Source organism: Anabaena sp. FACHB-1391 (assembly GCF_014696755.1).
GTDB classification, from domain to species: domain Bacteria; phylum Cyanobacteriota; class Cyanobacteriia; order Cyanobacteriales; family Nostocaceae; genus Dolichospermum; species Dolichospermum planctonicum.
Window position 1 is genome coordinate 22,936 of sequence record NZ_JACJQS010000024.1, and the last position, 12,899, is coordinate 35,834.

The following is a 12,899-nucleotide window of genomic DNA, read 5'->3' on the forward strand; positions in this document are numbered from 1 at the left end:
ACATCACGCTATCATCAAAAACAGTGGAAATCAACTCTCAGCATCTACCATGACGAATCCGACACCAGAACCAAATTCACCAAACACACCACTTACTGATACAAATCTGGTAGAAGACCGCAGTAAGCTGAGTAAAATGTATCAGCATTACGTAGACATGAAGGATAAATACCCTCATGCTTTGCTGTTATATAGAGTCGGTGATTTTTTTGAAACCTTTTTTCAAGACGCTGTAACCGTCTCCAGAGAATTAGAACTAGTTTTAACCAGTAAGCACGGTGGTGATGTTGGTCGCGTTGCCATGACAGGTGTACCACATCACGCTTGGGAACGCTACACAACCCAACTGGTAGAAAAAGGTTACGCTGTGGTGATTTGTGACCAGGTAGAAGACTCCGCTGATGCTATTGGTTTGGTAAAGCGAGAAGTAACGCGCATTCTCACACCTGGGACATTGTTGGAAGAGGGAATGCTAAAGGCAAGTCGTAATAACTACATAGCTGCTGTAGTAATTGCTGTCAATCATTGGGGTTTAGCCTATGCAGATATATCAACTGGGGAATTTCTCACATCTCAAGGCAGTAATTTAGAACACCTAACCCAAGAATTAATGCGGTTACAACCCGCTGAGGTGCTATTTCCCACTAATGCCCCGGATTTAGGTAGTTTACTGCGTCCAGGAGAAACTTCCCCATCCCTTCCTCAGTGTTTACCACCATCATTTTGTTACAGTTTACGTTCTCAAGTTCCCTTTTCCCAAGCAGAAGCTAGGAGTAAATTATTACAGAAATTCAAAATGCGATCGCTCGAAGGTTTGGGTTGTGAACATCTTCCCCTCGCTGTTCGCGCCGCTGGTGGTCTTATAGACTACATTGAAGATACACAAAAAGCCAATCCTGTATCTCTGCAATTATTACGCACCTATACACTCACGGATTATTTGATTGTAGACCATCAAACACGCCGTAACTTGGAAATTACTCAAACTGTCCGCGATGGCACATTTCATGGTTCTCTATTATGGGCTTTAGACAGAACTAGCACCGCTATGGGTAGCAGGGCTTTAAGGAGATGGTTGTTACAACCGCTACTGGAAATTAAAGGGATTAAATCACGCCAAGATACCATTCAGGAATTAATAGAAAATACCCCTTTACGTCAAGATATCCGGCAATTATTAAAGCAAATTTACGATTTAGAACGTTTAACAGTTAGAGCCGCTTCTGGTAGAGCAAATGCACGGGATTTAGTCGCTTTAGCTGATTCTTTCTCACGATTACCTGAATTATCTCGCTTAGTTGCCAATGCAAAATCCCCTTTCTTGAAGGCCTTGCAAAAAGTTCCTCCGGTGCTAGAAGAACTAGCAGAAAAAATACAGGCCCATATCGTAGAATCACCACCTATACATCTCAAAGAAGGTGGTTTAATTCGCGCAGGTATTAATACGCTTTTGGACGAAAGAAAGGCTACTGTAGAAAGTGATCAACAATGGATTGCCAATTTAGAAGTTGACGAAAGAGCCAGAACAGGAATACCCACATTAAAGGTAGGATTTAATAAAACTTTTGGCTATTATATCAGTATTTCCCGCAGTAAATCTGACCAAGTTCCCGATAATTACATCCGCAAACAAACGCTGACAAATGAGGAACGTTACATTACTCCCGATTTGAAAGAACGAGAAGCACGCATTCTCACAGCGCGAGATGATTTGAATCAACTGGAATATCAGATTTTTAACGCCTTACGAGATGAAGTGGGTAATCAAGCCGAAATTATTCGCAACGTTTCCCGCGCAGTGGCCGCCGCTGATGTATTATCTGGTTTGGCACAATTGGCTGCACATCAGGGTTATTGTCGCCCGGAAATGCTGACAGGTAGAGAGATTGAGGTGATTGATGGTCGTCACCCGGTGGTGGAACAGTCTTTACCTTCTGGGTTTTTTGTCCCTAATTCTACTCGGTTAGGGGATAAGGAAACGAACTACAGAGCCACGGAGGATACGGAGGGTTTGTCTTTATATCCTGATTTGGTGATTTTGACAGGTCCCAATGCAAGTGGGAAAAGTTGTTATTTGCGTCAAGTTGGGTTAATTCAATTAATGGCGCAGGTGGGGAGTTTTGTCCCGGCTCGTTCTGCTAGATTGGGAATATGCGATCGCATTTTTACCCGTGTTGGTGCGGTGGATGATTTGGCTACCGGTCAATCTACTTTTATGGTGGAAATGAATGAAACTGCTAATATCCTCAATCATGCAACTTTGAAATCTTTGGTTTTGTTAGATGAAATTGGTCGCGGCACAGCAACTTTTGACGGGTTATCAATCGCTTGGGCTGTGGCTGAATATTTGGCTGTTGATATTAAATCCCGGACGATTTTTGCTACTCATTATCATGAGTTGAATGAATTGGCTACTATTATTTCTAATGTCGCCAATTATCAAGTTACGGTTAAGGAGTTACCAGACCAAATTATCTTTTTACATCAAGTTCAACCCGGTGGCGCTGATAAGTCTTATGGTATTGAAGCCGGAAGATTAGCCGGTTTACCCCCGGTAGTGATTCAACGCGCAAAACAGGTAATGACACAAATCGAAAAACACAGTAAAATAGCGATGGGGTTGCAAAATTTAGAGTAGTTATTTGTTATCAGGTAAAAACTCTCAACAATAGCAGTTTTATAGTTTTGTAGGTTGGGTTGAGGAACGTTCACGAAGTGTGGCGAAGCCATAACCCAACACTTACAGCATATTACCCTAATGGTGAGGTAAAATTTTTGCGGGCAAGAAGCCCGCACCACAGGATTTTTATCATGAATATCTGTACCTCATCAGATCGGAAACTGCTGTAATTCTTGGGTCAAGGCTCTAGGCATCTTCTGGTTCAAATTGTGCTACAGTTACAGCATTAAACGCAAAAGATAACACCAGAGGAATCGGACATTTAAACCAAAAAGTATAAATCACTGCTAAAATTGTGGTGGATATAGCAGCACAAGCCCAGTACATTTCTTGATTAGTGAAGCCATTTTCCTCTTTAATTATTCTTAACACATTCATTGGTATTGGTTCTGGCATCACCCCCCCCGGAGGAAACGCCCAATAATTCCCACGTCTCTCCATAAATAAATCTGTCCAGCCATTTTCTAAGCACCACGCTTCAATCCATTGAATAGAGTAACGATCCATCATAAAAATACCAATTTCACCTTGTGAATATGTGTCTTAGGTCAATTTCAATAACTCGAAAATTTGCATAAAACTAAATACCAACTCACCGCTGCGGTTAATTATTCTTTAAACCTGATTCTATGCAGCTTCATCTTGATTTGGTATTAGTCAGATAACTGTTAGCAATAACATTAAATTTAAGTCCATCATTCTACATATCTATTAAACATTATGTACATATTGGCAACTTCGCTCCTACAGCTATGACCATGATTAACAGACTAACACTTGTTCGACCTGTGATAATTGAAAAGATAATAAACTTTACTTATCATCGAACTTTATGAACAATTGTAAATACTCAAGTCCTAATCGCCTAATTATCCAATCTTCACCAATTTAGAGAATATAGTAATCGCTCAAAAATTTATGACAAAATATTAAGCCCTGCCCAAAATTCACCCAATTAGCCATTACCAATTACCCAGGAGCAGATTAAACTAGATCATAGTAACTTGGACTGATAAAATATGTTTTGGCAAAAATGCTTAGGATTGATTTTGGTACTTATGATTTGGTGCTTTTCACAGCCCGCATTAGCAGACTGGACTCATCCTCTGTCTTTTAGTAATGCAGAATTGTCAAGACAAGACTTTTCTAGACAAAGTTTACAAGCAGCGGAATTTTCTAACGCTAACTTGGAAATGGCTAACTTTACGATCGCTGACTTGCGAGGAGCAGTTTTAAGTGCTTCAGTAATGACAAAAGCAAATTTACATGGGGCAGATTTGACAAATGCCATGGTTGATGGGGTAAAATTAATAGGTGCTGATTTAACTGATGCTGTTTTAAAGGAAACTCTTTTACTCCGTACTATATTTACGGATGTTAACATCACAGGTGCGGATTTTACAGACGCAATTCTAGATAAAGCGCAAATTAAAGAGCTATGTCAAAAAGCCAGTGGTGTAAATTCCCAGACTGGTGTAGAAACTCGTGATTCCTTAGGATGTCAATGAAACTTGGTATAATCGGTGGTGGACAACTGGCTTGGATGATGGGAGATGCAGCAAATAAGCTGGGAGTAGAATTAATAGTCCAAACTCCTAGTCAAAATGATCCAGCTGTATCCATTGCCCAAGATAGCATTTTGGCCGCAGTTGATGAAGCCGCCGCCACAGAAATTTTAGCTACAAAGTGTGATATTATTACCTTTGAAAATGAGTTTGTTAACCTCACCGCTTTATCACTTTTAGAAAAAAATGGTGTTTGCTTTCGCCCTAATTTAGCAGCTTTAGCACCTTTATTAGATAAATATGAGCAACGTTGCTATTTACAAGATTTAGGTTTACCAGTTCCCCAGTTTTTTGCCTTGTCAAGGGAAAAAGAGGTAGAATCACAAGTAGAAAACTTGGGTTTTCCCCTGGTTCTCAAAACCCGCAGACATGGATATGATGGTCAAGGAACTTTTATCATTCCCGATTTTGTAACTTTATCAAAAATAATTAATCACAGCAACGCCCAGTTTTTGGTTGAAGAATTTATACCTTTTACAAAAGAACTGGCTATCATTGCAGCACGTTCTGTAAATGGGGAAATTGTCATCTATCCAACGGTAGAGACTCTCCAAAAAGAACAGGTTTGTAGATGGGTAATTGCACCTGCTACAATTACTAAAGAACAAAATTTACAAATTGAAGCGATCGCCCATAAACTATTAAATAGCCTGGAATATGTAGGAGTTTTCGGTATAGAACTATTTCTCACCGCTGAGGGGAAAATCCTAGTCAATGAAATAGCACCACGCACCCACAACTCTGGACATTTTTCCCTTGACGCTTGTGAAACCTCTCAATTTGAACAACACCTCAGAGCCGTGTGTGGTTTACAACTAACCAATACTACATTAAATTGTGCTAGTGCTGTGATGGTTAACTTACTAGGATATGAAACCAGCCATTGCGACTACCAAAAACAACGTCAACAACTAGCAGAGATTCCCCAAGCTACCGTTCACTGGTACGGTAAAACAGAAGCTCGTCCGGGACGTAAACTAGGACATATCACCGTTTTATTAGCGCGAAACAATCGCAGTGCAATCAACGACATTATACACAAAATTGAATCCATCTGGTATCCGATCCAAAAAAGCTAACTAATGCTAACAAAAGTCGGCTTTTTCTTCCTGCTTCACCCTAGTAGTGTCGGCACTATCTAATCCACAGGCTAACTTTGTCAAAATTTTCTAGAATAAACACACAAACTATTTTTCAAGGCTATAATAAGTTAGTTCCACTACGACGATTGGTGACTGCCATCAAGTTTTTTGATCTATGTCTTTAACAACAAGGGAGCTAAATACTTCTCATGGCAGTATACCGGGCTTGTACCCGGAAACTTTAAATGAGAAACCTCGGTTCCCACCTGGTTTAACCAGGTCATAAACTTAGGTAAAACGGCGTTGTGGTGAACTACAAAATTTTAGCCCCCCAGTTGAAAAAACCGGGGAGCTTTTTCATTTTTCATAATTACTCCCTACTCTCTTCCAGAAAGTAAGGATGTAAAAAAATTACCATTTTTTTAGTCTAAAAAGAACTGATCACAAAAAAAAGCCCCGTATAAATTCTTTATATTGACAACTAATAGAACCTGACTATGCCATTAGGTAGAGAATTACCACAGTTGCTGAAGCAGCGCTTGTTTTATAAAGGGCGCAAATTTAACTTTGAAGTTAATCGTTTGCGTTTACCCAACAAATCAGAAGGGGAATGGGAATGTATTCGTCATCCCGGCGGCGCTTTGGCTATACCTATGACCGCAGATGGTAAGCTTGTACTTGTGCGTCAATATCGCTTTGCAGTCCAGGGAAGATTGTTAGAGTTTCCTGCTGGTACTGTAGAACCCAATGAAAGTCCTTTAGAGACTGTGAAACGGGAAATTGAAGAAGAAACCGGCTATCATGCTCGTCAGTGGGATAAACTAGGGGAGTTTTTTCTTGCTCCTGGTTATTCCGATGAAGTCATCTATGCTTTTATCGCTAGAGATTTACAAAAGCTGGAAATACCACCAGCAAAAGATGAAGATGAAGATATCGAAACGGTATTACTCACTCCTCAAGAATTAGAAACAGCCATTTTGACAGGAGAATTTGTAGATGCTAAATCTATTGCCAGTTTTTTCTTGTTGCGTTCATTTTTAGCTTCTGAGATCACAATCCAATAGAATCGGGAATTTTGAAGTCTTAACTTAATTTTACAGCGGATTTTATCTGATAGCCCGCGTGGTGTAGTCATCCAAGGTACACTTTTAGCGGGCAAGATGCCCGCACCACAAGATTTTTATCATTAATATCTGCAAGTTATAATATTGGAAACTGCTGTAAATTTCTCAAAAATTGACTTAATATCTTGAATAACTGCCAACATAATCACGGACTCGATAATCTATATATTGAGTCAAGATTTTTTTGGTGGGTGCAAATTCTCTTAATTGGCCAATATGATTTTCATTATATTCAAACAGGGCTGTAAAATCTGCAAGTCGAGAGACTTGCTGCATATTGTGAGAGATAAATATAATTGTCAGTTCAGAACGCAAACACTCAATTAGTTCTTGAATTTTCATGGTGTTCATGGTATCAAGTCCACAACAAAGTTCATCCATGAGCATAACTTGGGGTTTGACGGCTAAAGCGCGAGCAATACAAAGACGCTGTTGTTGTCCACAACCTAGTTCTAAAGCAGATTTATGCAGCTTATTTTTGACCTCTTCCCAAATATCAGCAGCTTTTAGAGCTAACTCAACAATATCATCTAATTCTGATTTTGGTCGCCATCCTGTTAATTTTACACCATAAGCAATATTATCATAAATGCTAATAGGGAAGAGATTAGGTGTAGAGTAGATTGTACTAATTTGACGACGCAGACGATTAACATTAATTCGTCGTTCATAAATATTTTGTCCAAAAAATTCTATTCTTCCTTCCGTTTTAACTTCTCCCTCTAAGTCACTCATGCGATTAAGAGATTTTAAAAAGGTAGACTTACCACAACCACTAGGTCCAATAATGGCAATGATTTTATTTTGCGGAATATCCATGGATACATTGTCAAGAATTTTTTTCTTGTCGTAGTAAAAACTAAAGTTTTTGACACTAATGGCAGGAATTATTTTACTCATGTGCATGAAAAAAGGAATCAGTAGTCGAGAGTTACCGAGTCAGAATACTTGTAAAACTTTATATTTGATTATAACCTAAGTTGTATTCTTTATTTATCGGCTATATCATCAGTACCACGCTTAAATTAATCCAATAAAGGCAAACTTATCATGTTACAACGTTTTATTTTAATCATTACTACTGTTATTTTCTGGCATTTGTCTATTTTTGGCACCCTAGCAAAGGATAAAAAATTTGAAAATTTGGATAAATTTCCTCCCAGTCCTTTGGAAATAACTACTCCAGACCCACTATTACCAAATTTAGCAAATAAACGGGAATTAACACCAGTAGAATTACAAAAATTAAAGACGGATTTAGATGAGTTAAATCAAGAAGCACAGAAGATATTACAAGGAGAAGATAATAAGAAAGCTTTTGAGATGTGGAACCGTGAATTAAGATTAAGACGGTTTTTAGGTCCATTGGCTGAAGTGGAAGCTTTATCACGGGTAGGAGAAATTTCTGTCAATGAAAATGAACGGGAAGAGGTGCAATATATTAGTCAGCGATTGCAAGTGATTCAAAGCGATATGCTCAAACAAAAAAGCACTGATTTACAATTATGGAAATCCCTAGCTAATGCTTATCAAAAACTTCGTCTTTATAAATTAGCAATATCAGCTTATGAACAAATTCTGATTTTAGGAAAACAGCAACAAGATTCATTTGCAGAAATAGAAACTTTAAAGAATATTGGCGAATTACATTTAAGTTGGTTTGATTATAATCAAGCTGCTAATGTTTACCAAAAGTTGTTAAATTTGGCAATTAATCAAGGTAATAAAACTAATGAATTAGCATATTTACAACAGTTAGCTTATATCTACACTCAAGGAAAACAACACCAACCAGCAATAGATATATTGAATAAATTAGTGGAAATTTCCACTAATGAACAGAATTTGACTCAAATTCCAACTTTGAAATTAGCCATAGCTGCAAATTATGAATTTTTAGCTAAAGAAAACCCGAATTTCAGACAACAGGCTTTTGATAATTATCAAGAAGCTTATACTATTGCATGGAAATTAGAACAGTACGCTAGGGCTGGAGAAGCATTAAATAAATTAATTGCTCTTTACCGTTCCCAAAAACAAATCACCGCAGCTTTAGAAACTAGCAAAATTCTTATTGAAACAGAAACATTAGCTAACAATTTTTATGGTTTAATGTCGGCTTATGATCAAATTGGTAATTTGTATTTAGAACAGCGAGAATACGCAAAAGCATTAACAGCATTTGAGAAAGGATTAGAAATAGCCCAAGAGCTTAAATACCAAGAATCATACTTTACTAAACAAATTGAAAAGTTAAAAACTCAGATAAAAATCTCAAGGATATCAGGATAAATAAAAAAGTCCGCTCACGCGGACTCTGGACATTGGATAAGGTTAAGTTGTCACCAAGAGAGCCTACAAGATGTTAGACTTATTTATATTTTTACTAATTAATTTTAGATAATCAAGTGGTTTGATCTAAGAGTTAGGACATAATTACTGTATTTATGTCTGAAAAAAATGTATTTATTAATGATGATTATTATAGGTAAATAGCTCTCAAGGCTTAATTCATAATCAAAAATTGAAGAAATTGTGGACATAATGCGGACATAATGCGGACATAATTAAGAGAGTTTTGTCTGAGATTTTTTCAAGCATATTTTAGGTCTATTGGGTGCTGTAATAACAGGTTATAAACCAGTTTTTAAATGGTTGGATTCATCAAATTAAGAACAATTGTCACTTCAAATATCCGTACTTAAACTCTGGGCGTAAATCACCTCAATATTACTACCAAACTCCAACTTATCCAAGGACTCTGTAAAAAATACAAACCCCTTGTACGCTGTCACATACTTATATATTTTTGTGAAATAACCTTCATTTGTGACAATTACAAGCGGCTCTTCACCTTTGGCAAGAATATTCAAAAAAGTATCTAGTTTTATACATATACCCGTTCCTCGATAGGTGAAAATACTCCCACCAATGGCAGCAGGTTGAGCAGCCGCGTCACCACTGTAATAGCTCATTTAGTGCTAACTTTGACATAATATTATTGACCTGCTAATTTTAAACTTTTGTCTCCATGACGTGCTGTGTAGTTTGTAACGTTTGGGGTAAACTCCAATCTGGACGTAGTTTAGCCGCTTGACGTAAATAAATATGGTGAATTGGCTGAGAAACTGGTAAATTGGCGTGAATGAGAAAGCGAATACAACGCGGTAAACTTCCCTCCACGTGCATTTGTTGCACATCTAACATGACTACATTATCCCACAAAGGCCGACTGCGAGCGATCGCTGCTGGGAAAATAGCATCTAAATCCTTGGTCACGGAAAAAGTCACACTAATCATATCCTCCGGTTGCAATTTATTTCTTTGTTCTAATTCATCTAATAATTCTGTCACTGAGTCTCTAATTGCTTCGATGCTGTTTTCTGCAACAGTTGTTGCACCACGAATTGCTCGCATTTGCCATTTCACTACCAAAATCCTCCTTATTTGTCAGTTGTCAGTTGTCAATTGACCACTGACTATTAAATTGACTATGGGCGGTATAACCACATGGGTAAACCACTTGTAGACATTTCAAATTCTAACCAATCAATTCCCGCACCAATAACCGATTTAGCTTGACTGTTTCCCGATAATACACGACTCAATAATGGTTTTCGCTCCTCTAGCGTATAGCAAAGAGTTTTTTCCGGATCAAGTCCTATTAATTCCGCTGTCCAACGTCTTGCATCTTCTTCTGTCCCTAAACGGTCTACCACACCCAATTCTAAGGCCTGCTGTCCGGTGAAAATTCGACCGTCAGCAAAGCTTTTAACTTTTTCTACAGACAGTGAACGCGCCTCTGCTACCGTTTCTACAAATTGTTGATAGCTATAATCAATCAATTCTTGCAAAATAGTTTGCTCCGGTTCTGTTAGTTCCCGATCAAAAGCTAATATATCTTTATATGGTCCTGATTTAATCACTTTAAAGGAAACACCAATTTTTTCCAGTAACACCTCCAGGTTATTACCCCGCAAAATCACGCCAATACTCCCTGTAATCGTCCCTGGGTTCGCCATAATATGTTCTGCACCCATACCAATATAAACACCACCAGAGGCGGAAATGTTGCCAAAACTGGCGACAATTTTGGTTTTTTTACTCAATCTCTTCAAAGCACTATAGATTTCTTGAGAGTCCCCTACTGTACCCCCAGGACTATCAATGCGTAGGAGTAAGGCCGGAAATTTACTTTCTTCTACAGTTTTTAATGCTTCTAGTACGTGTCTACGGGTTGTACCAGCGATCGCACCGCTAACTTCAATCCGTGCAATTTGTTTCCGAAAGTTGGGCTTAAATGGCCAAATCATGAGCAATCAAATAAGTTTCTAATTTTCTGAATATCTTTAATATAGAACCAAAAAGCCTTAACCTCACGGGCTTGACTTACTCAAACAATCGAAAACCAGGAGGCAAAACTAACAATAAATATTCTTTTTACAAATATTCTTTTTACCGATACTTTTTTGCTAACTAATGCTAACAAATACATAAGTTGAGATTGTCTCTCAACCAAGGCGTATCAACCAATACACGAAGATAAATTCCTCGCGCACCATTCAAATCTCGGTTCATAGTTCTATTATCCATCCGAGATTTGATGATTTTAGATCCTTCTAGATTACTGATAATTTCGCCAGTCCAACTTACTGTTTTTGAAGTATATGCTTCATTAACATCAATTACTATTTTGTTGAACTCATTAGCTTTATGCTTAATGAATTGCTTGAATTTGTAATGACTTAAAGTCAGCATCTGTCGAACTGATTTAGACCTGATTCTTCTTTTGGCTTTTTTGGACATAATAGATGTCTCAAAAGTAGGAAGTAAAATCACATCGAAATTATTAACTAAAAATCTAGCTGTTTTTTTGTGCAACTCATCTACCAGATATTTGATTTTTCCCCGTAGTCGAGTTGCTGCATTCTTTAATCTTTTCTTCTGTTGGCTCTTTGCTTTGGATATTTTACTAATTAATTTATCCAATTTAAAACAAAGTTTTTGAATTTTCAGGTTAGCATTTTCTCCCAACCATCCAAAACAATATCATACAATCTTTGTCCTGCCGGGTTTTTAATGCTTTTGATTTTCCCTTCATCTGCATATCGCCTCAAGGTGTTTGGATGCAATCCCAGAAATTCGACCGCTTTTGGGAGTGGTATGTATGCCATCAAAGAAGTATAGCATAAGTTGGGGAAAGTTAGCAAATAATTAACTAGTTAACTAGTTAACTAGTTCTGATAAAAGTCGCCAAATAAACCACTCTGGAAAAGCTTAAGGAAATTTTTAGATTTTGTGTGTAGTTTTATTTGGTATCGTAAAGGTACGAAAAGCAAAGTTTAACGAAAATTTGCTAATTGTCAATATTATTGACATTAAAAATACCAGTTCTCAGCACAAGGCTAATAACTTTTAACAAAAATAGAAATATTTAGCCACATTTCACCAGTCATATTACTGATTTTGTGATTGTGTCATTTTTAGACTTAACTCAATGCTGTCTTGAGTTTTAAGAGTCAGTACGGAGAATTTGAGAACGATAATAAACGTAAGTATCAAACAACGCTCCGACAAAACCACAAGTTAAACTAATTATCAATAGACCGTTGAGGGAACTACCACTACCAAAAGTATCCAGAAAATGTATTACTTGTACTGAGATATCGGTAATCATCCCCTGTAGACCAGGAATGTAACTAAAAACTGATAAAACCAAAAGTATACCACCAAATAGGAATATGGGGGCAATAAAACTAAAAATGGTGGTTAAGACCAGGGAACGGAAAAAGTTCATTGTCAGACCAGGTTAGTGTGTAACTGGAGTCAGCGGCGAAAATTGGCTTTGTGTAATGGTAATAGCCGCATGAATTATGTTTCACGCAGAATCGCAAACAGCAAAGCCCCAAAGTTGGAGATTGCAAATTTTTCAATTTCGTACTCCAATTGAGCAATGCCCACAATTTTATCCGCTACTTTCTACAATACTGGCGATCGCTCTTAAATCTTCATTTCGTCAAGAATCTTAAGTTTTCATTAAATTACACGGGTAATAGTTATCCCAAGTGCATTGGCTATTTTTTGATGTTGAAAATCTGTAAAACCCTGAAATCACAAGGAAATACATCTCAGTGTGCAGTTGACTAGAAGTAAAAACGCTGTAAAAACCTGCTTAATTTTATGAGAAAAGCTGTAAACTAAGTTAATAATCTCATGACTTACGTACTACAAGTTACCTGAAACCAAAACCAAAACCAAAACCAAAACCAGTTTCAAACCCTTGTAGAGACGTTCCATGGAACATCTCTACTATGCTGCGATTAATTTAGAAAAAGAAGCGGTCAGGTTGACCGTGTTAGCCTGTGGACTAGATAGTGCCGACACTTCTAGAATGAAGCAGGAAGAAAAAACTGACTATTGTTAGCATTAGTTAGCTTTTTTGTACCGG

The 12,899-nt window shown here is 37.6% G+C and carries 15 protein-coding genes and 1 other RNA gene; 8 read left to right on the forward strand and 8 right to left on the reverse strand.

Annotation, left to right across the window (positions count from 1 at the left end; genetic code table 11):
• Positions 1 to 49: 49 nt before the first annotated feature.
• Positions 50 to 2,638, forward strand: coding sequence for a DNA mismatch repair protein MutS (mutS, locus tag H6F62_RS12760; RefSeq protein WP_190372206.1), 2,589 nt, complete (start codon positions 50 to 52; stop codon positions 2,636 to 2,638).
• A gap of 228 nt (positions 2,639 to 2,866) precedes the next feature.
• Here mutS and H6F62_RS12765 read toward each other — a convergent pair whose 3' ends face one another.
• Positions 2,867 to 3,190, reverse strand: coding sequence for a hypothetical protein (locus H6F62_RS12765; RefSeq protein ID WP_028091097.1), 324 nt, complete (start codon positions 3,188 to 3,190; stop codon positions 2,867 to 2,869).
• Positions 3,191 to 3,699: 509 nt separating this feature from the next.
• On the opposite strand from H6F62_RS12765, the gene H6F62_RS12770 reads away from it, so the two are divergent.
• From H6F62_RS12770 to H6F62_RS12785, 4 genes are all read left to right on the forward strand, one after another.
• Positions 3,700 to 4,188 carry a pentapeptide repeat-containing protein gene (locus H6F62_RS12770; protein WP_190372207.1) on the forward strand — a complete coding sequence of 163 codons (489 nt, stop codon included), beginning with the start codon at positions 3,700 to 3,702 and terminating at the stop codon, positions 4,186 to 4,188.
• Entirely contained in the window at positions 4,179 to 5,324 is a 1,146-nt protein-coding gene (locus H6F62_RS12775) for a 5-(carboxyamino)imidazole ribonucleotide synthase (RefSeq protein ID WP_190372208.1), read from the forward strand. Before H6F62_RS12770 ends, H6F62_RS12775 begins: the two co-directional genes overlap by 10 nt.
• Positions 5,325 to 5,458: 134 nt before the next feature.
• A non-coding RNA gene (ssrS, locus tag H6F62_RS12780) (6S RNA) lies at positions 5,459 to 5,643 on the forward strand.
• A gap of 181 nt (positions 5,644 to 5,824) precedes the next feature.
• Positions 5,825 to 6,391: an NUDIX hydrolase gene (locus tag H6F62_RS12785; RefSeq protein WP_137908273.1), complete on the forward strand. Its 567-nt coding sequence runs from the start codon at positions 5,825 to 5,827 to the stop codon at positions 6,389 to 6,391.
• Between the two features lie 177 nt (positions 6,392 to 6,568).
• Here the strand turns inward: H6F62_RS12785 and H6F62_RS12790 are convergent, their stop codons facing one another.
• Positions 6,569 to 7,351, reverse strand: coding sequence for a phosphate ABC transporter ATP-binding protein (locus tag H6F62_RS12790; RefSeq protein WP_137908272.1), 783 nt, complete (start codon positions 7,349 to 7,351; stop codon positions 6,569 to 6,571).
• A 150-nt stretch (positions 7,352 to 7,501) separates the two neighbouring features.
• Between H6F62_RS12790 and H6F62_RS12795 the strand changes: the two genes are divergently transcribed.
• On the forward strand, positions 7,502 to 8,743 hold the full coding sequence (locus tag H6F62_RS12795) for a tetratricopeptide repeat protein (RefSeq protein WP_190372209.1): 1,242 nt from the start codon (positions 7,502 to 7,504) through the stop codon (positions 8,741 to 8,743).
• A gap of 395 nt (positions 8,744 to 9,138) precedes the next feature.
• On the opposite strand, the gene H6F62_RS12800 is transcribed toward H6F62_RS12795, so the two are convergent.
• The 6 genes from H6F62_RS12800 to H6F62_RS12825 form a co-directional block, all read right to left on the reverse strand.
• On the reverse strand, positions 9,139 to 9,426 hold the full coding sequence (locus tag H6F62_RS12800; protein WP_137908270.1) for a hypothetical protein: 288 nt from the start codon (positions 9,424 to 9,426) through the stop codon (positions 9,139 to 9,141).
• 40 nt (positions 9,427 to 9,466) lie between these two features.
• Positions 9,467 to 9,880, reverse strand: coding sequence for a chorismate mutase (gene aroH / locus H6F62_RS12805; protein ID WP_137908269.1), 414 nt, complete (start codon positions 9,878 to 9,880; stop codon positions 9,467 to 9,469).
• Positions 9,881 to 9,942: 62 nt separating this feature from the next.
• Positions 9,943 to 10,764: a signal peptide peptidase SppA gene (gene sppA / locus H6F62_RS12810; protein ID WP_137908268.1), complete on the reverse strand. Its 822-nt coding sequence runs from the start codon at positions 10,762 to 10,764 to the stop codon at positions 9,943 to 9,945.
• A 169-nt stretch (positions 10,765 to 10,933) separates the two neighbouring features.
• Positions 10,934 to 11,440: a transposase gene (locus tag H6F62_RS12815; RefSeq protein ID WP_242026005.1), complete on the reverse strand. Its 507-nt coding sequence runs from the start codon at positions 11,438 to 11,440 to the stop codon at positions 10,934 to 10,936.
• A 23-nt stretch (positions 11,441 to 11,463) separates the two neighbouring features.
• Positions 11,464 to 11,625 carry a MerR family DNA-binding transcriptional regulator gene (locus H6F62_RS12820; RefSeq protein ID WP_236097134.1) on the reverse strand — a complete coding sequence of 54 codons (162 nt, stop codon included), beginning with the start codon at positions 11,623 to 11,625 and terminating at the stop codon, positions 11,464 to 11,466.
• A 338-nt stretch (positions 11,626 to 11,963) separates the two neighbouring features.
• Positions 11,964 to 12,248, reverse strand: a complete 285-nt coding sequence (locus tag H6F62_RS12825; protein WP_137908267.1) for a hypothetical protein — start codon at positions 12,246 to 12,248, stop codon at positions 11,964 to 11,966.
• A gap of 76 nt (positions 12,249 to 12,324) precedes the next feature.
• Between H6F62_RS12825 and H6F62_RS12830 the strand changes: the two genes are divergently transcribed.
• A complete protein-coding gene (locus H6F62_RS12830) occupies positions 12,325 to 12,480 on the forward strand; it encodes a hypothetical protein (RefSeq protein ID WP_162501194.1) in 156 nt (51 codons plus the stop codon).
• A 266-nt stretch (positions 12,481 to 12,746) separates the two neighbouring features.
• The gene (locus H6F62_RS21215; RefSeq protein ID WP_255501572.1) at positions 12,747 to 12,875 is read left to right on the forward strand and encodes a hypothetical protein; all 129 of its coding nucleotides are present in this window, start codon (positions 12,747 to 12,749) and stop codon (positions 12,873 to 12,875) included.
• Positions 12,876 to 12,899 lie beyond the last annotated feature (24 nt).

Coding starts and splice junctions, on each gene's coding strand:
- H6F62_RS12830 (WP_162501194.1), top strand. CDS start 12,325: ATGTTTCACGCAGAATCGCAAACAGCAAAGCCCCAAAGTTGGAGATTG.
- H6F62_RS12790 (WP_137908272.1), bottom strand. CDS start 7,351: ATGAGTAAAATAATTCCTGCCATTAGTGTCAAAAACTTTAGTTTTTAC.
- H6F62_RS12775 (WP_190372208.1), top strand. CDS start 4,179: ATGTCAATGAAACTTGGTATAATCGGTGGTGGACAACTGGCTTGGATG.
- H6F62_RS21215 (WP_255501572.1), top strand. CDS start 12,747: ATGGAACATCTCTACTATGCTGCGATTAATTTAGAAAAAGAAGCGGTC.
- H6F62_RS12785 (WP_137908273.1), top strand. CDS start 5,825: ATGCCATTAGGTAGAGAATTACCACAGTTGCTGAAGCAGCGCTTGTTT.
- H6F62_RS12820 (WP_236097134.1), bottom strand. CDS start 11,625: ATGGCATACATACCACTCCCAAAAGCGGTCGAATTTCTGGGATTGCAT.
- H6F62_RS12825 (WP_137908267.1), bottom strand. CDS start 12,248: ATGAACTTTTTCCGTTCCCTGGTCTTAACCACCATTTTTAGTTTTATT.
- H6F62_RS12765 (WP_028091097.1), bottom strand. CDS start 3,190: ATGATGGATCGTTACTCTATTCAATGGATTGAAGCGTGGTGCTTAGAA.
- mutS (WP_190372206.1), top strand. CDS start 50: ATGACGAATCCGACACCAGAACCAAATTCACCAAACACACCACTTACT.
- H6F62_RS12770 (WP_190372207.1), top strand. CDS start 3,700: ATGTTTTGGCAAAAATGCTTAGGATTGATTTTGGTACTTATGATTTGG.
- sppA (WP_137908268.1), bottom strand. CDS start 10,764: ATGATTTGGCCATTTAAGCCCAACTTTCGGAAACAAATTGCACGGATT.
- H6F62_RS12795 (WP_190372209.1), top strand. CDS start 7,502: ATGTTACAACGTTTTATTTTAATCATTACTACTGTTATTTTCTGGCAT.
- H6F62_RS12800 (WP_137908270.1), bottom strand. CDS start 9,426: ATGAGCTATTACAGTGGTGACGCGGCTGCTCAACCTGCTGCCATTGGT.